The sequence below is a fragment of the Pseudomonas sp. ZS1P83 genome (genome assembly GCF_054897825.1).
This window is the reverse complement of record NZ_CM142706.1, coordinates 3,093,121-3,111,135: the sequence shown is the minus strand read 5'-3', so window position 1 is coordinate 3,111,135 and position 18,015 is coordinate 3,093,121. Positions and strand designations below refer to the sequence as shown.

Genomic DNA, 18,015 nt, shown 5'->3' with positions numbered 1-18,015 from the left:
GACAAGACGTTCCGGCATCCGCCGCAATGGCCTGCCGCGTCGACAGGGCTCAAAGCCCCCGGCGTTGGAGAGCATGCCATGGACCGTCTATCCCTTGCCGTCGAACCGGCGCTGTTGGACTGTGTACCGTCTCGATTTTCCAGTGAGCAATTGGCCCAGGCCCGGGCCAGGGCCACCCGTTCCGGCGAACGTATTCTGGAAGCCCTTGGGGTGTTGTGCGAACTGGCCCCCATGCCCTTCATCCACTGCCTCGGCGCTACCCTGCATTATCCGGTGCTCGACACCGACACCCTGTTTCAAGCCACCCCGGTGTTCGACCGGGTCACCCTGGCCCAATGCCTCAAACGCGAATTCATCCTGCTGCGTCACGACGATGCGGTCATTGGTGTGTTTGCCGACCCCTTTGACACGACTCGCCTGGCCTGGATCGACGACTGCCTGCACGGCGCGCCGCTGTACCTGGTGCATGCCGACGACCTGAAAGCCTACCTGGCACGCCACGAAGAGAGCTTCCACGCCGTGGAATCGCTCAACGCCCAAGCCGACGCCAATATCGAAATTGACACCCTGCAAAGCCTGTCCCTGACCAGCATCAGCGAAGACGCCAGCGTGGTGGTCAAACTGGTCAACTCGACCCTCTACGACGCGCTGAAAATGCACGCCAGCGATATCCATCTGGGCACCACCGGCAGCGGCCTGGTGATCAAGTACCGGATCGATGGCGTGCTGAACAACATCAGCAAAATCCAGGGCAGCGAATTCGCCGAGCAAGTGATTTCCCGGGTCAAGGTCATGGCCGAACTGGACATCGGCGAAAAACGCGTGCCCCAGGACGGTCGCTTCAAGATCGGCATCAGCGGCCGGCAGATCGACTTTCGCGTCTCGATCATGCCGAGCATTTTCGGCGAAGACGCGGTACTGCGGGTCCTCGACAAACAGGACCTGGCCGACAAGGTCTGCGGCGTGCAGTTGCAAGCCCTGGGCTTCGAAGACGAAACCCTGCGCCATCTGCGTCGGCTGGCGGCCGAACCTTACGGCATGGTGCTGGTGACTGGCCCGACCGGTAGCGGCAAAACCACCACGCTGTACGCGATGATCACCGAGATCAACCACGGCGTGGAAAAGATCATCACCATTGAAGACCCGGTGGAATACCAATTGCCGGGCGTGCTGCAAATCCCGGTCAACGAAAAGAAAGGTCTGACCTTCGCCCGTGGCTTGCGCTCGATCCTGCGCCATGACCCGGACAAAATCATGGTCGGTGAAATTCGCGACCCCGACACCGCACAGATCGCCGTGCAATCGGCGCTCACCGGGCACCTGGTGTTCACCACCATTCACGCCAACAACGTGTTCGACGTGATAGGCCGTTTCACCCAAATGGAAATCGATCCTTACAGCCTCGTCTCCGCCCTCAATGCCGTGCTGGCCCAGCGGCTGATCCGACTGGTCTGCGCCAGTTGCAGTGCGCCGGCCAATCCGACCGAAGAAGAGTTGCGCCTCTCCGGACTCGATCCGCAACAGGTCAATCACTACCACTTCGTCCATGGCAAGGGCTGCGGCCATTGCCGGGGCACCGGTTACCGCGGGCGTACGGCGATTGCCGAACTGCTGCACCTCGACGACGAGCTGCGGCAAATGATCGTCGAGCGCCAACCCATTTCGAAAATCAAGACCCTGGCTTGCAGCCGTGGCTTGCGCTTGTTGCGCGAGTCGGCACTGGAGCTGGTTGCAGCGGGGCGGACCACGCTCGAGGAGATCAATCGTGTCACTTTTATCTCGTGATCGTTTTGTCGCCGTACTCGGCGCCAGTGGTGTCGGGCTGGGCCAGCGCCGTGGCAGTGAAACCCTGTGGCTGGGCAGCGTCGGTTTTATCGACGAAGGCTTCCATGCCTGGGCCGTGGCGCTGGAAACCCTCGACCGTCTGCTGGCCGAACACACCCGTCCCGGTGCCGAATTGAGTGTGGTGATCTCCGGGCACTTCAGCCGCTTCTGTCTGGTGCCCTGGAGCGAACAGATCAGCAGCCCTGCCGAATTGCTCGGGTTTGCCCAACTGTGTTTTGAAGACCTTTACGGTGTGCCGACTCAACCCTGGAGCATGGTGCTGTCGGCTGAACCGGTGGGCTACGACCGGGTCGCCACCGCGCTGCCGCAGGATTTGCTGACGCAGCTGCGCACGCTGGTCACCGGTCGTGGCCTGCGCCTGCGTTCGGTGCAGCCGTACCTGATGGCGGCGTTCAATCATTTCGATAAAAGCTTCGACGCCGGGGACTTTCTGTTCGTGGTTGCGGAGCCGGTACGCAGTGTGTTGCTGCTGGCCCGGGAAGGGCGCTGGACGTCGGTGCGTTCAGTGGGCAGCAGCGACAGCGACGCCGCACTGACGGCATTGATCGGTCGTGAAAACCAATTGCAGGCGTCCACCAGCGACCGGCCACTGAGCGTTTACCTGCATGCACCGGCGCGCATTGACTCGCACCCTGACGTACCCGGTGTGCACTTGCGAACCCTCGAAGAAGACCGGACATTCGTACGCGATGGCTTGTACGTCATGTCCCGGGCGGTGGCCTGATATGCGCGCCCTGATGCTCGACTTCCAGCCGCCTCGCCGCTCGGGCCCTTTGGGCTGGAGCCTGCTGGCTGGTGGCGTGGTGCTGACGCTGACCTGCTTGCTGGTTCAGCAGCACCTCAGTGAACAGGCCGCGCAACAGCAAGGCCATTTGCAAACTGCCCAGCGCGGACTCACCGGCGACACCGGCGGCAAGGTCAGCCTGACCCCGGCCGAAACCCGCGAACAGGCGCACAACTTGGCCGAGATGCGCAAGGTGTCCCAGCAATTGCGCCGGCCTTGGGAGCGTCTGTTCGCCATGCTCGAAGCCATGCCCCGGGACGACATTGCTTTATTGACCCTGACCCCGGATGCCCGCAAAGGCCAGGTGCGAATCAGCGCCGAAGCGCGGGATCTGGAAGCCATGCTCGACTTCCACCGCAGCCTCGACGCCAGCGACGAGCTGTCCGATGTGTCGCTGCTCAGCCACGAAATCGTCGCGAACGTGCCGGAACACCCGGTGCAATTCAACCTGTCGGCTACCTGGGAGATTGGCGATGCAAATCCCTAGATTGATCGTCCACGAATACCTGCAAGGCTTGGGCATTCCCGGTCTGGCAGGGCTGGCGATGTTGCTGCTGGCGCTGGCGTATGGCCTGGTGGGCCTGATGCCGGACTGGCAGTCGCTGCAAACGCTCAGCCAGCAGACTCGCGAAGCCGGCGAATACCTGGCCAAAGTCGAAGACGGCACGGTTGCCGCTCCGGTGGTGCCGCAACGTCAGCTCGACGATTTCCGCAGCAAGTTGCCGTCCCAGCCTCAGGCCACCGTGGCCATCGACAAGATCTACGCGCTGGCGGCCCAGGAACACATCACCCTGGCGCGCGGTGAATATTCCCTGGGCATCGACCCCAAGACGCACCTGGCCCGGTATCAGATTCTGCTGCCGGTGCGCGGCAGCTACCCGCAACTGCGGCGCTTCCTGCATGCCTTGCTCGGCCAGTTGCCGGCGGTGGTGGTGGAGGACGTGGAGTTCCAGCGTAAAAAAATCGCCGACACCGACCTGACCGGGCGGATCCGCATGACCCTTTACCTGTCGAGGTCATGATGAATACCAAACGCGTAGTGGGCTGGGTGGCGTTCTTCGGCGTGGCGGCGGCACTGACCTGGTTGCCTGAATACTTCACGCAGTCGCAGGAGGGCGATGCTTCGGTGGCAGCCGTGGTCACACCGATTAACAGCAAAATCCGCGGTGCACTGCCCGCCGCGTCCGCCGGTAAAACGCCGTCGGCAGTCAAGGACCTGAGCCCGGCTGGCGACCTGTTCGCCGCCCGCAACTGGAAGACCGCGCAGCAGCTGGCCACTGTCACCGAACAACCCTTCAACCTGACCCCGGTCGTGCAAGCCCCCAGCGCACCACCGATGCCTTTCCAGTTCATTGGCAAGCTGAATGACCGTTCGGACCTGCAAGTGTTTTTGCAGAACGGCGAAAAAATATACGTCGTACGCAAGGGGGATGTGATCGACGAAACCTGGCGGATCGAAGGGATTTCCGATGTGGAACTCAGCTTTGTCTACCTGCCTCTGCATTTGTCTCAGACTTTGTCTGTGGGGAGCACGCAATGAACAGATCTCGTTTGCTGATGAGCCTTTGCCTTTGTGCAGGGTTGGCCGCGTGCAGTTCCGCGCAGGTCGCCAAGCAAGAGGCGACCGACCTGATCGAGTCGGGACAGTACGAAGCCGGCCTGGCCCGCATCCAGGAAGGGCTGAGGGAAAACCCTCGCGACACCGCGCTGCACCTGGCCCTGAACAGCGGCCGTGCCCGTGCGGTGACGGCGCTGTTGACCCAGGGCGACATGGACCGCGCCCAGCGTGATTTCGCTTCTGCCCGCCAGGCTTACGGCCGGGTGTTGACCATCGAACCGAACAACCGCCGTGCCCAGGACGCGTTGCGTCAGCTCGATCACATGCGCAGTCTGGATGAAAAACTCGAACTGGCCCGTGGCGACTTGCGTCGTGGCGACATCTTCGGTGCCGACCGCCAGGTGAAGCAGATCCTCGAACTGGACCCGAAAAATGAAGGGGCGCTGGAGCTGCAAAGCAACGTCCGCCTGGTGCAAAGCCGCAACGTGATTGCGTATCCACAACTGCGGACCCGTCTGGACCGTCCGGTGACTCTGGAATTTCGCGACGCCAACTTGAAAACCATCTTCGAAGTGCTGTCGCAGGTCGCCGGTTTGAATTTCATCTTCGACAAGGATCTGCGCCCGGACATGAAAGCCACGATCTTCGTGCGTGACGTGCGCATCGAAGACGCTGTGGAATTGCTGCTGCAACAGAACCAGCTGCACCAGAAAGTGGTGAACGAAAACACCTTGCTGATCTACCCGGACTCGCCACAGAAGCTCAAGGATTATCAAGAGCTGGTGATGCGCACCTTCTACCTGACCAGCATCGATGCCAACACCGCGCTGAACATGATCAAAACCATGCTCAAGACCCGCGACGTGTTTGTCGATGAACGCCTCAATACCCTGACCATGCGCGACTCCGAAGACGCGATCCGCATGGCCGAGAAACTCCTGCAATCGCAGGATCAGTCCAACCCTGAAGTGGTGCTGGAAGTGGAGGTGATGGAAGTCGCCACCCAGCGGATTCTCGACCTTGGCCTGCAATGGCCGAACACCTTCGGCGTGGTCAACAGCGACGGCTCGGCCGTGACCCTGCTCGATCAACTCAAAGGCATCAACTCCAGCCGGATCTCCATCTCGCCGTCGCCGCAGGCCAAGATCAACGCCCAGGACAACGACATCAACACCCTGGCCAGCCCGGTGATTCGCGTCAGCAACCGCGAACAGGCGCGCATCCACATTGGTCAGCGTGTGCCGATCATCAGCGCCACCTCGGTGCCCTCGACTCAAGGTCCGGTGATCACTGAAAGCGTCACCTACCTGGACGTCGGTCTGAAGCTCGAAGTGCAGCCGACCGTGCATTTGAACAACGAAGTGGCGATCAAAATCGCCCTGGAAGTGAGTAACGCCACGCCACTGGAACCCACCCGTCAGGGCACCATTCCGGTCCAGGTCGATACTCGCAACGCCCAGACCACCTTGCGCCTGCATGACGGCGAAACCCAGATCCTCGCCGGCCTGATGCGCGACGACCATGGCGCCACCGGCAACAAAATCCCGGGTCTTGGCGACATTCCCGGCCTGGGCCGCTTGTTTGGCAGCAACAAGGACACGGTCGGCAAATCGGAGCTGGTGCTGTCGATCACGCCGCGGATCGTGCGCAACCTGCCGTACCAGAGCCCGTCGGACATGGAGTTCACCACCGGTACCGAAACCAGCATGCACATTCAGGCACCGGACCGTGGGATGGACCCGGCGATTCGCTCAGAGACTCTCGATGCTCCGGTTGCCTCCACCCACGTTGTCGTCGAGAAGCCTTGATCATGAACGCCTCGCAACGCGGTTTTACCCTGATCGAAGTCGTGGTGACGCTGGCCCTGATCGGCCTGCTGGCCGGCATGGCCGCACCGTTGACCGAGACCGTGGTGCGCCGGGGCAAGGAGCAGGAACTGCGCGCTGCGCTGTACCAGATTCGCGATGCCATCGACGCCTACAAACGTGCTTTCGACGCCGGCTACATCGAGAAAACCCTGGACAGCAGCGGCTACCCGCCGAACCTGCAAGTGCTGGTGGACGGTGTGCGCGATGTGCGCAGCGCCAAGGGTGCCAAGTTCTTCTTTCTACGGCGCGTGCCCCATGACCCGCTGGCGCCGGTCAAGCGAAACGACGAAGGCGGCTGGGGCGTGCGCTCCTACGACAGTTCGGCTCAAAACCCGCGTGAAGGCGAAGACGTCTTTGACGTTTACTCCAAGGCTCGCGGCAAGGGTCTCAACGGCATCGCCTACCGGGAGTGGTGAGATTATGCGTCGGGAAAAGGGGTTTACCCTGCTGGAACTGATGGTGGTCATGGCAATCATCGCCACCCTGATGACCATCGCGTTGCCACGTTATTTCAACAGCCTCGAGGCCGCGAAAGAGACCACGCTGCGCCAGAGCCTGTCGGCCATGCGCGAAGCACTGGATCACTACTACGGCGACACCGGACGTTATCCAGATTCCATCGAACAGCTGGTCGAGCAGCGTTATCTGCGCAACCCGCCAAGGGACCCGATCGCTGAACGCAAAGACCTCTGGGTGCTGGTGGCGCCGCCTGACGGCGTCCCGGGCGGGGTCGCCGATATCAAAAGCGGAGCCACAGGGAGGGCGCGTGATGGCAGCCTTTATTCCGAGTGGTAAACCCGGCAGCGAGGCCGGTTTCACTTACCTGGGCGTGCTGTTTCTGATCATGTTGATGGGCATGGGCCTGGCCAGCGCTGGCGAGTTGTGGTCCACCGCCTCGCGCCGTGATCGTGAACGGCAGCTGCTCTGGGTCGGTACTCAATACGCCCAGGCATTGCGCAGCTACTACCGTACTTCACCGGGCCTGGCTCAGTACCCAAAAGAACTGGCGGACCTGTTGCAGGACGAGCGTTTTCCGTCGCCCAAACATCACTTGCGCAACCTGTACCCGGACCCGATCGGGGGGGGCGAATGGACGCTGATGCGCGGTTTCGACGGGCGCATCACCGGCCTCAACAGCCCCTCTACGGACACGCCGCTCAAGCAGGCGGATTTCCCCACTCAATGGTCGGACTTCACTGGCATGGCGAGTTACAAGGACTGGCAGTTCGTGGCCGAGAAGGCCTTCCTCGATGGTGCGTCCGGGCCGGCGAAAAGCCAGAGCAAAACACCTCAGGCGTTGCAGCCATGAACCGATTCTGCATGGCTTTGATCCTGGTGTTATCGACCTCTGTGGCCTCGGCCGCCGAAGAAGACGAAATGTTGGGTTTTATCGTCGACGACACGATCTCGCACATCGGCCACGACTTTTATTACTCGTTCAGTGAACGCCTGCGCGCCACCAGCCCGATGGATTTCAACCTGGTAGTGCGCGAACGACCTTCGGCTCGCTGGGGCAGCCTGGTGACCGTGGAATATCAGCAACGATTGGTTTATCGGCGCTTCCTGCCGCCGAACACCGTGGAGTTGAAGGACGAGGCCTACGAGGCTGCCGATCGGGTCCGCGTGCAGATCGTCCAGCGCAAGCTGGAAGCCTTGTTGCAGGACACCACCGACCTTGAGAGGGACGAACTATGAACACTGGAACTTTCTCGAAACGCACGGGCATGTGGTTATTAGGGCTGGGCAGTTGTGGGCTGGTCCAGGCCACTGAGCTGGTCTATACGCCCGTCAACCCGTCGTTTGGCGGCAACCCGTTGAACGGGACCTGGTTGCTCAACAACGCCCAGGCGCAGAACGATTACGACGACCCAGACTTGAAGAGCCGTGCGTCCGCGACCGGCACATCGGCCCTGGAGCGCTTCACCAGTCAGCTGCAATCACGGCTGCTAGGGCAGTTGATGGACAACATCTCCGCGGGCAATGCCGGGAGCCTGACCACCGACGCTTTTATCGTCAACGTCATCGACGACTCCGGCGCACTGACTATTGAAGTGACGGACCGAGCGAGCGGTGAAGTTTCCGAAATCCAGGTGAATGGCCTGGCCCCTTGACGGGGATTTGGGTCGATGGGGAGTTAAGGACATGAAAAAAATAATAGCGCTAGGGCTGATGTTGGCGGCATTACAAGGGTGCAGTTTGCGTGAGCCGATGGGTGCCGAGCAGGACACTGAATCACCGACCCTGACACCTCGGGCGTCGACCTATTACGACCTGCTGAACATGCCACGACCCAAGGGCCGGTTGATGGCGGTGGTGTATGGCTTCCGGGATCAGACCGGGCAGTACAAACCGACCCCGGCCAGTTCGTTTTCCACCAGCGTGACCCAAGGGGCGGCCAGCATGTTGATGGATGCGTTGCAGGCCAGTGGCTGGTTTGTGGTGCTGGAGCGTGAAGGGCTGCAGAACCTGTTGACCGAGCGCAAGATCATTCGCGCCTCGCAGAAAAAGCCCAATACACCGGTGAATATCCAGGGCGAGTTGCCGCCGTTGCAGGCCGCCAATTTGATGCTTGAAGGCGGGATCATCGCCTATGACACCAACGTGCGCAGTGGCGGGGAAGGGGCGCGGTATCTGGGGATCGATATTTCCCGGGAGTATCGGGTGGATCAGGTGTCGGTGAACCTTCGTGCCGTGGATGTGCGCAGTGGGCAGGTGTTGGCCAATGTGATGACGAGTAAGACTATCTACTCTGTTGGGCGCAGTGCCGGGGTGTTCAAGTTTATCGAGTTCAAGAAGTTGCTGGAGGCTGAGGTTGGGTACACCACGAACGAGCCGGCGCAGTTGTGTGTGTTGTCGGCGATCGAGGCGGCCGTTGGGCATTTGCTGGCGCAGGGGATTGAGCGGCATTTGTGGCAGGTGGCGGGGGATAATTCTTCGCCTGACAACAATGCGACGCTTGACCGTTACCTGACTCAGAACAAGGTTGTGCCTGAGGGTGAGGAAGAGTGAGCCGAGGCGGCTTTCGGGCCGACCTGGTTTTTGATCTTTTGATCTTGGCGGCCTGATAGCCGACCAAGCTCTTGCAGATGTACCCAGATCAAATGTGGGAGCTGGCTTGCCTGCGAAGGCGGCCTGATAGCCGACCTATTTCTTCCAGGTGTACATATCCATTCCTGCGGTAACGGCCGCTAATGGTTTCGCCCTTACGTCGAGTCCCTTTTGGCAAACGCCCCAAAAGGAACCAAAAGGTCTCGCCCCGGGCGTCCGGCCCCTCGCCTAGGCTCGGCGTTCCTTCGCTCCGGCATTCATCTGGGGGCATCGCCTCCGGTCGGCTGCGCTTCGACCTCCTCTCGATGTGTTCGACTGCGTCGAACGGCGCTGCGCGCCTGCCCCCCAGATGAACACCTCCACTCAGCCTCCCGAAGGGGCGGGTGGATCAAGATCAAGAGCTGCAGGCGAGCTAACGCTCGGCCTGTTGAGTGGTGAGAAGCGGATGTACGCCGAATACTGTAGGAGCGAGCGGTGCGGCGATCCGACTTGCCCGCGATGGCGGCCTGACACCCGACCAATCTCTCATGGATGTACCCGCTCCCACAGGGGGATATGTAATGATTTGAAGAGGATGTTTAAGAGCGTTTAACGTTACTTCCTGAAAGCTACACCACGTTGCGTCGTTGCCTACAACTACGCCAGAATCCGCCGGCTTGTGCGCCTTGGCCCTGGTCTCTATCGTTCCTCATCGCTGCCAATTCAGCGATCGGGTTTAGCAGCTCGGTGAATATCAAGGCACGCCAGTGTCACCTCTCGATCAGTCGACTTTTTTTGTCCTCGCTGATCTGCGTTATGGTGGCTGTGCGTGGGGCACTTCGGTGCGCCGGGTTCCTTGATCCCTGGTCTGCTAACCCGCGTACAGTCGCCACCCTTTTTCGTTTAGCAGCGATGTGTGGCGGCTCCATTGATCAAGGAGCTTCACCATGTTCAAAGCCACACCCAACCCCCCAGAAACCGACACCGTTTCCCCCTACGCGTCACCCGATTCCAAAAAACTCCACGAAGCCGCCGACCGCGCCCTCGACCATTACCTCAATCCCCAAAAAGACACGCGTGAACGCAAGCCCAGGACGATGTTCGTCATCGCCCCGGACATCGACACCGAAAGCCTGTTGGCCCACGCCTGTGAGTCGTTGGCTTCCGCCAGTGTCATGGCCACTGATTTCGCGGTGTTTCTGGAGGGGCCACAGCGCAGCATGTTATTGGGCATCCAACAGGTCATCATGCTGGCCGACCTGGCGGTAAATCGGGCGCTGGATAACATCGATCCGCAGGACTCACCCACGTACTGATCGTTCCTACGCTCTGCGTGGGAATGCCGCCGGGGACGCTCCGCGTTCCGCTTCTCGATGTGACGCAGAGCGTCACGGGATGCATTCCCACGCAGAGCGTGGGAACGATCGACCGGGACAGACAAAAAAACCGCGACCCCCCACCCAGGGCCGCGGTTTTTTACGCCTTGCGATTATTGCTGCAACACAGTCGCCCGGTTGTCGCTGCCCGTTTGCTGCACAGTCGCCATCTGGGTCATGCCACTCTGATTAACACTGGCAATGTTGCCGGTGCCGCCCTGAGTGACATAGGCCACGTTCATGGTGTCAGCCTGTTTGACCGTGATCATGTTGTCGTTGCCATACTGCGTGGTGAACGCCTGGTTGCCGGTGCCGGACTGGTCGAATTCGGTGCTGTTGCCAGTACCGTTGCTGCTGCCCTGGGCCAGGTTGGTGGTGCCGCGCTGGTCGGCGATGAGGATGTTGTCGCTGCCGTTCTGGTCGAAGTACAGCTCGTTGTAGTTTTCAGCCTGGGTGACGGTGGTTTTGTTGCCGGTGCCGGTCTGGCTGGTGGTCATGATGTGGCCGATACCCTTCTGGGTGAAGTTGGCGACGTTGTTGTCGCCGTTTTGAGTGATGGTAGCGCGTTGGTTGCTGCCGAATTGGCCACCCTCTTGCGGGCCTTTCCAGTTGCTGGCGTAGACCTTGTTGCCGTTACCCACGGAGGTTGCGTTCAGCACATGGCTGTCACCATTTTGGTAGGTGAAGTGCACGTTGCTGGTGCCTTGCTGGTACAGCGCCAGGGTCGAGCCGATGGATTCGAACTGGTCGGCGTAGATCGCGTTGAGGTCGCCGACTTGCAGCACCTCGGCGACGTTGTTTTCGCCGAAGCTCTGGTCCACCACGGTTTCGTTGGTCAGCCCGATCTGGTTGACGGTGGCGTGGCTGTCGGTTTGCCCGCCCTGCCAGAGTTCGGTGCTGTTGAAGTCGCCGAACTGGTTGATGGTCACCGTTCCGCCGTTGCCATCGCGCTGGTCGCCGTAGGCATAGTTGCCTTCCCCGGCCTGGTTGATGCCGATCTGGCCGCTCATGTGGTTGATCTGTTCGGCGGTCGCGTAGTTGGTGGTGCCGTACTGGATGATCATCGCGTTGTTGGCGATACCAAACTGAATCTGTTCGATATTGGCTTCGTTGTTATCACCGAACTGGAAGGTTTGACCGGTGGTGCCATTCTGACTGTCCTGATAGACGAACGAGAAGTTGCCGGTGCCTTGCTGTTGTTGCAGCACCTGGTTGGGGCCGAAGCCTATCGACTGGCTGGCATGGCTGGTGTTTGAGCTGCCGACTTGCTGCTGGGAGATGGTGCTGCCGTCCTCGAACAGTTGCTCGGCATAGCCGGCGTTGTAGTCACCGAGCTGGTTCTGGTCAATGGTGCTGGTGGCCGTGTCTTGCACGGCGGCTGCGTCGTTGCCCTGACCCACTTGCTGCTGGGTGGCGGTACTGAACGGGGCCGCGGTCTGTTTCACATCCGCGACGTTGGCGGTACCGAGCTGGTCCTGGGTGGAAACGCTGTCGTCGGCCATCGCCTGGGCACTGACAATGACCAGGATGGCGGCGGTGAGGGGCGTCAGTTTGAACATGATGAAACCTCCAAATGGTGCGGTGCTTTAGCGGTATTGTTTGACCGAAACGCTCATGCCATTTCCGGATTGGGTCACGGCGCTTGAAAGCCCCGTACCGGCCTGGTCGATGCTGGCGTCGTTGTTGTTGCCGTTCTGGGAAATCTGCGCGCGGTTGTGGCTGCCGGTCTGAGTGATCGAGGCGGCGTTGCCGGAACCTTGCTGAGTGATCATTGCCATCAGGTCGCTGCCTTGTTGCAGGATGTAGGCTTCCTGATTACTGCCCGACTGGACGATGCGACCGAGCAGCGACTGGCCGTTCTGTTGCAGCAGCGCGACGTTGGCGTGGCCGTTCTGATCGATCAGTGCTTGCTGGCCCATCGGCGGTGGCAACTCGCCGAGGTCGGCACCGGGGGCCAGGTCGTCGTTCTCCATCAAATCATCGGCGCGCACGCCCGCACTGCTGCAGAGCAGAAGCAGGCAGAGCAGGGCGGTGGTCGGCGTTTTCATGGCTGCGTCCTTTAGGAAGAGGCCGGCCCCACTCACCGAATCGGCGAGCGGGGCGAGGGCTCAGTTGGAGATCACCGACACCGTGCGCACGGTGCCTTGGGACGAGGTGATGGTGGCTGTCGGGTTCGCCGACGGAATCACCGTGGTGGTGTTGTTCACCGTCAGCCTCCAGCGACCGGTCGCTGGCACCGTGGTAGTGCCCAGGGTTGCCAGCCCGGTCGGGGTGGAGACCTTGATGGTGATGGTGTTGCCGGTGATTACCGATGAGGTGCCTGCAAAGTCCCAGGTGAAGCGGTTATTGGAGCGGGCTGACACCGTTGCCGTGGTCACCGTGAAGGTTTCCGCAGCAGGTCTTGGCGAGACTTGCACCGTGACCGTGGCCGGTGACGTCGACAGGGCGCCGAAGCTGTCCCGGGCGATGTAGGTGAAGGTCGTGGAGAAGGCCGTCGTGACCGTGGCCGGTGGGGTGTAGGTGATCACCGTGCCGTTACTGCTGACGGTGCCGCGACCTGCCGGTGGTTGGGTGAAACTGGCGACCGCTAGAGGCACGTTGCCTTCCGGATCGGTGTCGTTGGCCAACACGTTGATCGGAACCGCCACGCCCAGGGTTGCGATGCTGTCGGCAACCGCCACCGGAGGCCGGTTAGGCGCAACGGTAATGGTCACGGTCGCCGCAGCGGTCGAGGCCAGGCCTTTGACGTCTTGAGCCTTGTAGGTGAAGGTCGTGGTCAGCGGTGCATTGACTACGGCAGGCGGGGTGTAGACCACCGCTGTCGTGCCGCTCAACGCCACGGTGCCCTGGCCGGCGGCCGGTTGGGTCAGCGCGGTAATGCTCAGTGGCGTGTTGCCGTCAGGGTCACTGTCGTTGGCCAACAGGTTGAGGGTGATGGGCACCCCGAAGCTGGTGCTGCCGGTATCGGAGACGGAGAGCGGCGCCCGGTTCTCGCCGGTATCCGGTGCGGTCCCGACAACCACGACGAGCTCGGTATCGCTACCGCCCGCCGCGGATTTGACCGTGACGCTGGCCGGTGGCTGAGTCAGGTCGGCGACGGTCAGGCGTTGCAAGGTGCCGGATTTCGACAGCCTTGCGTAGCCTTGCGCGACCATGTCTGGCACCGCCACTTCGTCAGTGGACGTGGCCTCGATCAGCAGGCTGTGATTGCTCCAGTTGTAGCGAGCGGTCTGGATTTTCACCAGGTCGGTGAGCTTGCTCGAGACCGCCGTAGGGCGGGTGGTGCCGGCCGGGTTGGTGGCGGTGAGCACCACGACCGGAGGCACGGGGCCGCTGAACAGACGCTGGCCGAAGTACAACCCGGTGCCGTCACCCACCATGTTGGTCAGGCATGGCGTAGGCGGTGGGCCTGGCACAAGGGCGATGGTTTCGCGCAAGCACAAGGTAGAACTGTTGTCCGCTTTGCCAAAGACTTCGACCCGAGTGCTGGTACCGGTGCCCGAGGCGGTGCGGCGGTAGGTTGCACGGCTAAGGTCTACGTGGGTTTGCGCACGATTGTCGAGGACTTTGCCGGCCAGTGTGAACAGGTTGCTCTCGATCGTCCCGGCCGGGCCCTGGATGCGCACAAAGTTGGTGTTGTTGGGGCTGCCGGTGACTTGTTCGGTGAGGTTGGGGTCGCCGACGAAGGTTTCGATCGCGCCGGTGTCCGGGTTTACTTCGGTGTAGGGGCCATTGACGCTGCGCAGGAAGGGTCCGATAGCACCGTTCAATGCCCCGTTGAAAACTCCCGGCACACCGACGCCGATGTCTCTGGTGATGTTGATTGCGCGACGACCGGGGGTGGTGACGTTGACCGTTTCCACGCCATAAGGGTGAGTAATGGTGTAGGTCCCGGCGACGGGCACGTTTATCCGCATACGAATCCGCGCAAAGCTGATTTGATCGCCGTCTTTAGGAGTCCCGCCCGCAAAAGCGGCTTCTATCCCGGCCACGTAGGCGTCCATTCCATAGCCAGCAGCATTGTTGGGAATATTCGTCCCCGCGAGGAACCAGAAGGCTTCGTCTGGCCAGTTATCCGGGAACACCATCGGCAGGGTGTCGTCGAAAATGCCCGGTGTCGGCAGCAGGGTGCACATGTAGGCCGGTGGCGTGGCAGCCGGTACCCTCGAACTGGTGGCTCGGGACTGGCACAGTTCCATCGACAGCAGATTGTTGTCCTGATACCAGATCGGGAATTTCCCCGAGGCAAAGGTATAAGGACCGGGGTCGACGGCAGCGAGTTGCGCGAACGCACTGCCTGACAGCGATAGAGTCAGTCCCAGGGCGTTAAGCGCCAGGCGTGGCCAATTGTTCATGATGCCTCCTGATGAGGATCTGGGCATGTGAGCGTTCATTGCACGATGACCACTTCTTCGGTGTCGCTGCCGCCATTGGATGACGTCACTCGAACCTTGGCCGGTGGAATCGGCGAGATCCCGGTGGCCAGGGATTTCACTGCGCCATCGCCACTGAGTGCGCCGATGGCGACACCTGTGCCAGAGGTGGCAGTGAGCACCGGTGGCGAAGTTTCGTCGCTGGTCGAGGCCACGACCGTTATTTGCCCGGTGCTGAGGCTGTATTCGGCACGTGAAATCACCACCAGGTCAGTCAGGGGCAGGGGTAAGGTGGTCGGCGTGCTGCCAGCGATGGCCAGGTGGTTGTCGGCGGTCACTTGCAAAGTGCTGGGCAAGCTCGGGTTGGTCGAAGACTGCGCGTACCAGTTGCCGGTGGTGTCGGCCTCGGAAAAGTTCAACACGGGGTTGTTGCTGTCCAGGGTCACTTTGGCCGGTGGCGGCGGGGCCACGACGAACACGTCTTGCTGGGCCACCGGAGCGCTGGCGCCGGGTTTACGCGAGTAGGTGCTGCGCTGGGTGATCATGGGTGTCGGCCGGGCCACGGTCGACAACTTGCCGGAAATGGCCATCACCGTAGTGCGCAAATCCAGCCCGTTGGGTCCTTCAATGCGGATGTAGTTGGTATTGAAAGGGCTGCCGGTGAAGGCTTCCACCAGGTTCGGGTCGCCGACGAATTGCTCGGCTGAGCCGGTGACCGGATTGGTCTCGGTGTAGGGGCCATTGACGCTGCGCAGGAACGGTCCAACGTCACCTTTGAGCGCGCCCTCGTAGGTCTTCGGCACGCCGATGCCAATGTCCCGGGTCATGTTGATCGCCCGACGCCCGGGGGTGTCAACGTTGAAGACATCGACGCCATAGGGGTGGGTAATGACATAGGTGCCCGCGGTCGGTACATCGATACGTAGGCGTATGCGGGCGAAGCTGATCTGGTCACCTTCCACTGGGTCGCCACCGCTGAAGGCGGCTTCAACGGCGCTGACATAGGTCAGGTCGATACCTCGGGCTGCGTCGACGATGGTGCCGTCGCCGGTGAACCAGAACGCCTCATCGGGGAAGTTGGTCGGGAAGACGAGCGGTTGCGTGTCGTCGAAGATCCCGGGAGCCGGCAGCAAATTGCACATGTACGTCGGTGCGCCCGGTGCGCCGGGCACTCGCGAGCTGACGGCCTTGGACAGGCAAAGGTCGAGGGTTCGACCGTGAGTGTCCTGATACCAGGCCGCGAACGAGCCGTTGGCCGGAACATAGGGGCCGGGGTCGACGGCAAAAAGCGCCGCTTGGGCGACGCTTTGGGCCAGAGCGCTAACGACCAGGGCGGCCGCGGTTTTGGACAGTAAAGGGTGCATGAGTTAAGCCCTCTATCAAAATGCCTGCCCATGGAGACGGGTCAGTTGAGGGGGGCTTCGGCAACTTCCATACCAACCAGCGAAAACGGCCGGCAGAGGCCCGAGCCAAGGGCGTGTCACGCCCAATCGGCTTCAGATCGCGGGTTTTGGGAACGGGCCACTTTCCCCAGCATTGGGGGTAGATGGGGATAAGGGGGAAGTGGGGGACAAGACCCAACGTCGGGCAAACGGCCATGAGTGGGCTATAACCCTATAGGGGAATCGCCGGGACACGTCCATGGAAATGCTTACTAAAACACTCCCGTACGAGGAGTGTGATATTCACCTGCGTTCGCGCAAGCCACCGTTCAATTTACTGCGCTGGTTTTCGCTCATCAGCCTGGCGGTGATTGGCACGGTGGCGGTGGCGTTGGGGGCGGTGTCCACCCGGTTCGTGATTACCGAGAGCGTGCAGCGTGATGCATTGTTGACGTCCCAGTTCATTCAGGCGATTGCCTCGGCCGAGGTGCACCATGTGTCGATTCTTAACGTGCGGACCATGGGTGAACTGCTCGATCCGCGCAAAGACACGGACTTTCCCGACGTCGATCCGCTGGCCCGTGCCGATGCCCGGGGCGAATTCCTCGACCATGTCGAGCACTTGCCGGACGTGATCCTGGTCAACATCTACGCCCCCGACCGCAGGGTGATCTGGTCGACCAACCCGGCGTTAATGGGCACCACGATCCACGCCGACGAAGACCTGGATCGAGCCTTTACTTCCAAAATTCCTGTGTCGGCCAGTTATCACGATGTGGACAAGAGCCGCCAGGAACAGATGTTCGTGACGCCTCCGGAATACATCTTCATCGAGAACTACATTCCGTTGTTCGATGCCGACGGCGACAAGGTCACGGCGATGGTCGAGATCTACAAGGAACCCAAGGACCTGATCAGCCGCATGGAGCGCGGTCTGGTCCTGATCTGGCTGGCCACTGCACTGGGCGGCGGACTGATCTATCTGGGGCTGTACTGGATCGTGCGCCGGGCGGCGATTCTGTTGGCAGCGCAACAAAAGCAACTGATCACCAACGAAACCTTTGTCGCCCTGGGCGAGATGTCGTCGGCGGTCGCCCACAGTTTGCGTAATCCGCTGGCAACCATCCGCTCCAGTGCCGAACTGGCGCTGGAGTTCGACAGCGGCCCGGCCCACAAGAACATCAACGACATCATTGGCCAGGTGGATCGCATGTCAAAGTGGGTGAGGGAGCTGCTGCAATCCTTGCGCCCGCTCAATGACGAAGCCGAGCCCGTAAATCTGGTGGCGGCGCTGCATGACAGTCTGATGGTCTTCGAGCATCAAATCGCCAAAGCCTCGGTCCACGTGGTGTTCGACCCGCAGTTGACGCCCATGGTCCTGAGCCAGCAGGTGCAGTTGACGCAGATCCTCAACAGTTTGCTGGCCAATGCACTGGAAGCCATGGACAAGGGCGGCACGTTGACCATCACGCTGGAGCCGACCGATTTCCATGGCATCAGCGTGGTGGTAAGCGACACCGGCAAAGGCATGAACGAAGAACAGCGCAGCATGGCGTTCCGGCCGTTTTTCACCACCAAGCAAGGCGGGCTCGGTGTCGGGCTGGTTTTGGTCAAGCGGATCATGGAGCGGTTCGGCGGTACGGTGACCCTGGAAAGCCGTGAAGGCGAGGGCACTTGTGTCCGTCTGTCGTTCAATTTGGTCACCTGAAAACGGGGGTGAACTTCCCCCGTTAGCGGGTGTCATTCCCCAGTCTGCTTCCCTGTTCATGGCACATTGATGTTGATAAGCCATTGTTTTGTTG

At 61.0% G+C, this 18,015-nt stretch carries 18 protein-coding genes; 14 read left to right on the top strand and 4 right to left on the bottom strand.

What is annotated here, in order from left to right; genetic code table 11:
• Positions 1–78 precede the first annotated feature (78 nt).
• The 13 genes from ACYZT0_RS14820 (at position 79) to ACYZT0_RS14760 (ending at position 10,398) form a co-directional block, all read left to right on the top strand.
• Positions 79–1,785 (top strand): GspE/PulE family protein, encoded by a 1,707-nt coding sequence (locus tag ACYZT0_RS14820; RefSeq protein WP_462046465.1) that lies wholly within the window; start codon positions 79–81, stop codon positions 1,783–1,785.
• Complete coding sequence (locus ACYZT0_RS14815; protein ID WP_462046464.1) at positions 1,766–2,569, top strand: hypothetical protein; 804 nt, start codon at positions 1,766–1,768, stop codon at positions 2,567–2,569. The genes ACYZT0_RS14820 and ACYZT0_RS14815 overlap by 20 nt, the downstream gene beginning before the upstream one ends.
• A 1-nt stretch (position 2,570) precedes the next feature.
• Positions 2,571–3,116 carry a pilus assembly protein gene (locus ACYZT0_RS14810; RefSeq protein ID WP_462046463.1) on the top strand — a complete coding sequence of 182 codons (546 nt, stop codon included), beginning with the start codon at positions 2,571–2,573 and terminating at the stop codon, positions 3,114–3,116.
• Positions 3,103–3,651, top strand: a complete 549-nt coding sequence (locus tag ACYZT0_RS14805) for a GspMb/PilO family protein (RefSeq protein ID WP_462046462.1) — start codon at positions 3,103–3,105, stop codon at positions 3,649–3,651. Before ACYZT0_RS14810 ends, ACYZT0_RS14805 begins: the two co-directional genes overlap by 14 nt.
• Positions 3,651–4,169, top strand: a complete 519-nt coding sequence (locus tag ACYZT0_RS14800; RefSeq protein ID WP_462046461.1) for a hypothetical protein — start codon at positions 3,651–3,653, stop codon at positions 4,167–4,169. Before ACYZT0_RS14805 ends, ACYZT0_RS14800 begins: the two co-directional genes overlap by 1 nt.
• Complete coding sequence (locus ACYZT0_RS14795) at positions 4,166–5,995, top strand: secretin N-terminal domain-containing protein (protein WP_462046460.1); 1,830 nt, start codon at positions 4,166–4,168, stop codon at positions 5,993–5,995. Before ACYZT0_RS14800 ends, ACYZT0_RS14795 begins: the two co-directional genes overlap by 4 nt.
• Positions 5,996–5,997: 2 nt before the next feature.
• Positions 5,998–6,471, top strand: a complete 474-nt coding sequence (locus ACYZT0_RS14790) for a type II secretion system protein (protein ID WP_462046459.1) — start codon at positions 5,998–6,000, stop codon at positions 6,469–6,471.
• 4 nt (positions 6,472–6,475) lie between these two features.
• A complete protein-coding gene (locus ACYZT0_RS14785; protein WP_462046458.1) occupies positions 6,476–6,850 on the top strand; it encodes a type II secretion system protein in 375 nt (124 codons plus the stop codon).
• Positions 6,825–7,364, top strand: a complete 540-nt coding sequence (locus tag ACYZT0_RS14780; protein WP_462046457.1) for a type II secretion system protein — start codon at positions 6,825–6,827, stop codon at positions 7,362–7,364. Before ACYZT0_RS14785 ends, ACYZT0_RS14780 begins: the two co-directional genes overlap by 26 nt.
• Positions 7,361–7,750 carry a curli production assembly/transport protein CsgE gene (gene csgE, locus ACYZT0_RS14775; RefSeq protein WP_462046456.1) on the top strand — a complete coding sequence of 130 codons (390 nt, stop codon included), beginning with the start codon at positions 7,361–7,363 and terminating at the stop codon, positions 7,748–7,750. The genes ACYZT0_RS14780 and csgE overlap by 4 nt, the downstream gene beginning before the upstream one ends.
• 29 nt (positions 7,751–7,779) lie before the next feature.
• A complete protein-coding gene (locus ACYZT0_RS14770) occupies positions 7,780–8,166 on the top strand; it encodes a curli assembly protein CsgF (protein WP_462046579.1) in 387 nt (128 codons plus the stop codon).
• Positions 8,167–8,197: 31 nt separating this feature from the next.
• Positions 8,198–9,064: a CsgG/HfaB family protein gene (locus ACYZT0_RS14765; protein ID WP_462046455.1), complete on the top strand. Its 867-nt coding sequence runs from the start codon at positions 8,198–8,200 to the stop codon at positions 9,062–9,064.
• A gap of 965 nt (positions 9,065–10,029) precedes the next feature.
• On the top strand, positions 10,030–10,398 hold the full coding sequence (locus ACYZT0_RS14760; RefSeq protein ID WP_462046454.1) for a DUF6124 family protein: 369 nt from the start codon (positions 10,030–10,032) through the stop codon (positions 10,396–10,398).
• 173 nt (positions 10,399–10,571) lie between these two features.
• Here the strand turns inward: ACYZT0_RS14760 and ACYZT0_RS14755 are convergent, their stop codons facing one another.
• From ACYZT0_RS14755 to ACYZT0_RS14740, 4 genes are read right to left on the bottom strand one after another with little or no spacing between them, the layout of a single operon-like run.
• Entirely contained in the window at positions 10,572–12,017 is a 1,446-nt protein-coding gene (locus ACYZT0_RS14755; protein WP_462046453.1) for a curlin, read from the bottom strand.
• A 27-nt stretch (positions 12,018–12,044) separates the two neighbouring features.
• The gene (locus ACYZT0_RS14750) at positions 12,045–12,506 is read right to left on the bottom strand and encodes a curlin (RefSeq protein WP_462046452.1); all 462 of its coding nucleotides are present in this window, start codon (positions 12,504–12,506) and stop codon (positions 12,045–12,047) included.
• A 60-nt stretch (positions 12,507–12,566) separates the two neighbouring features.
• Positions 12,567–14,813 (bottom strand): Ig-like domain-containing protein, encoded by a 2,247-nt coding sequence (locus tag ACYZT0_RS14745; protein ID WP_462046451.1) that lies wholly within the window; start codon positions 14,811–14,813, stop codon positions 12,567–12,569.
• Between the two features lie 35 nt (positions 14,814–14,848).
• Positions 14,849–16,195, bottom strand: coding sequence for a hypothetical protein (locus tag ACYZT0_RS14740; RefSeq protein WP_462046450.1), 1,347 nt, complete (start codon positions 16,193–16,195; stop codon positions 14,849–14,851).
• Between the two features lie 277 nt (positions 16,196–16,472).
• Between ACYZT0_RS14740 and ACYZT0_RS14735 the strand changes: the two genes are divergently transcribed.
• Positions 16,473–17,921, top strand: coding sequence for a sensor histidine kinase (locus tag ACYZT0_RS14735; protein WP_462046449.1), 1,449 nt, complete (start codon positions 16,473–16,475; stop codon positions 17,919–17,921).
• The last annotated feature ends 94 nt before the right edge of the window (positions 17,922–18,015 follow it).

Coding starts and splice junctions, on each gene's coding strand:
- ACYZT0_RS14820 (WP_462046465.1), top strand. CDS start 79: ATGGACCGTCTATCCCTTGCCGTCGAACCGGCGCTGTTGGACTGTGTA.
- ACYZT0_RS14810 (WP_462046463.1), top strand. CDS start 2,571: ATGCGCGCCCTGATGCTCGACTTCCAGCCGCCTCGCCGCTCGGGCCCT.
- ACYZT0_RS14805 (WP_462046462.1), top strand. CDS start 3,103: ATGCAAATCCCTAGATTGATCGTCCACGAATACCTGCAAGGCTTGGGC.
- ACYZT0_RS14800 (WP_462046461.1), top strand. CDS start 3,651: ATGAATACCAAACGCGTAGTGGGCTGGGTGGCGTTCTTCGGCGTGGCG.
- ACYZT0_RS14795 (WP_462046460.1), top strand. CDS start 4,166: ATGAACAGATCTCGTTTGCTGATGAGCCTTTGCCTTTGTGCAGGGTTG.
- ACYZT0_RS14790 (WP_462046459.1), top strand. CDS start 5,998: ATGAACGCCTCGCAACGCGGTTTTACCCTGATCGAAGTCGTGGTGACG.
- ACYZT0_RS14785 (WP_462046458.1), top strand. CDS start 6,476: ATGCGTCGGGAAAAGGGGTTTACCCTGCTGGAACTGATGGTGGTCATG.
- ACYZT0_RS14780 (WP_462046457.1), top strand. CDS start 6,825: ATGGCAGCCTTTATTCCGAGTGGTAAACCCGGCAGCGAGGCCGGTTTC.
- csgE (WP_462046456.1), top strand. CDS start 7,361: ATGAACCGATTCTGCATGGCTTTGATCCTGGTGTTATCGACCTCTGTG.
- ACYZT0_RS14770 (WP_462046579.1), top strand. CDS start 7,780: ATGTGGTTATTAGGGCTGGGCAGTTGTGGGCTGGTCCAGGCCACTGAG.
- ACYZT0_RS14765 (WP_462046455.1), top strand. CDS start 8,198: ATGAAAAAAATAATAGCGCTAGGGCTGATGTTGGCGGCATTACAAGGG.
- ACYZT0_RS14760 (WP_462046454.1), top strand. CDS start 10,030: ATGTTCAAAGCCACACCCAACCCCCCAGAAACCGACACCGTTTCCCCC.
- ACYZT0_RS14755 (WP_462046453.1), bottom strand. CDS start 12,017: ATGTTCAAACTGACGCCCCTCACCGCCGCCATCCTGGTCATTGTCAGT.
- ACYZT0_RS14750 (WP_462046452.1), bottom strand. CDS start 12,506: ATGAAAACGCCGACCACCGCCCTGCTCTGCCTGCTTCTGCTCTGCAGC.
- ACYZT0_RS14745 (WP_462046451.1), bottom strand. CDS start 14,813: ATGAACAATTGGCCACGCCTGGCGCTTAACGCCCTGGGACTGACTCTA.
- ACYZT0_RS14740 (WP_462046450.1), bottom strand. CDS start 16,195: ATGCACCCTTTACTGTCCAAAACCGCGGCCGCCCTGGTCGTTAGCGCT.
- ACYZT0_RS14735 (WP_462046449.1), top strand. CDS start 16,473: ATGGAAATGCTTACTAAAACACTCCCGTACGAGGAGTGTGATATTCAC.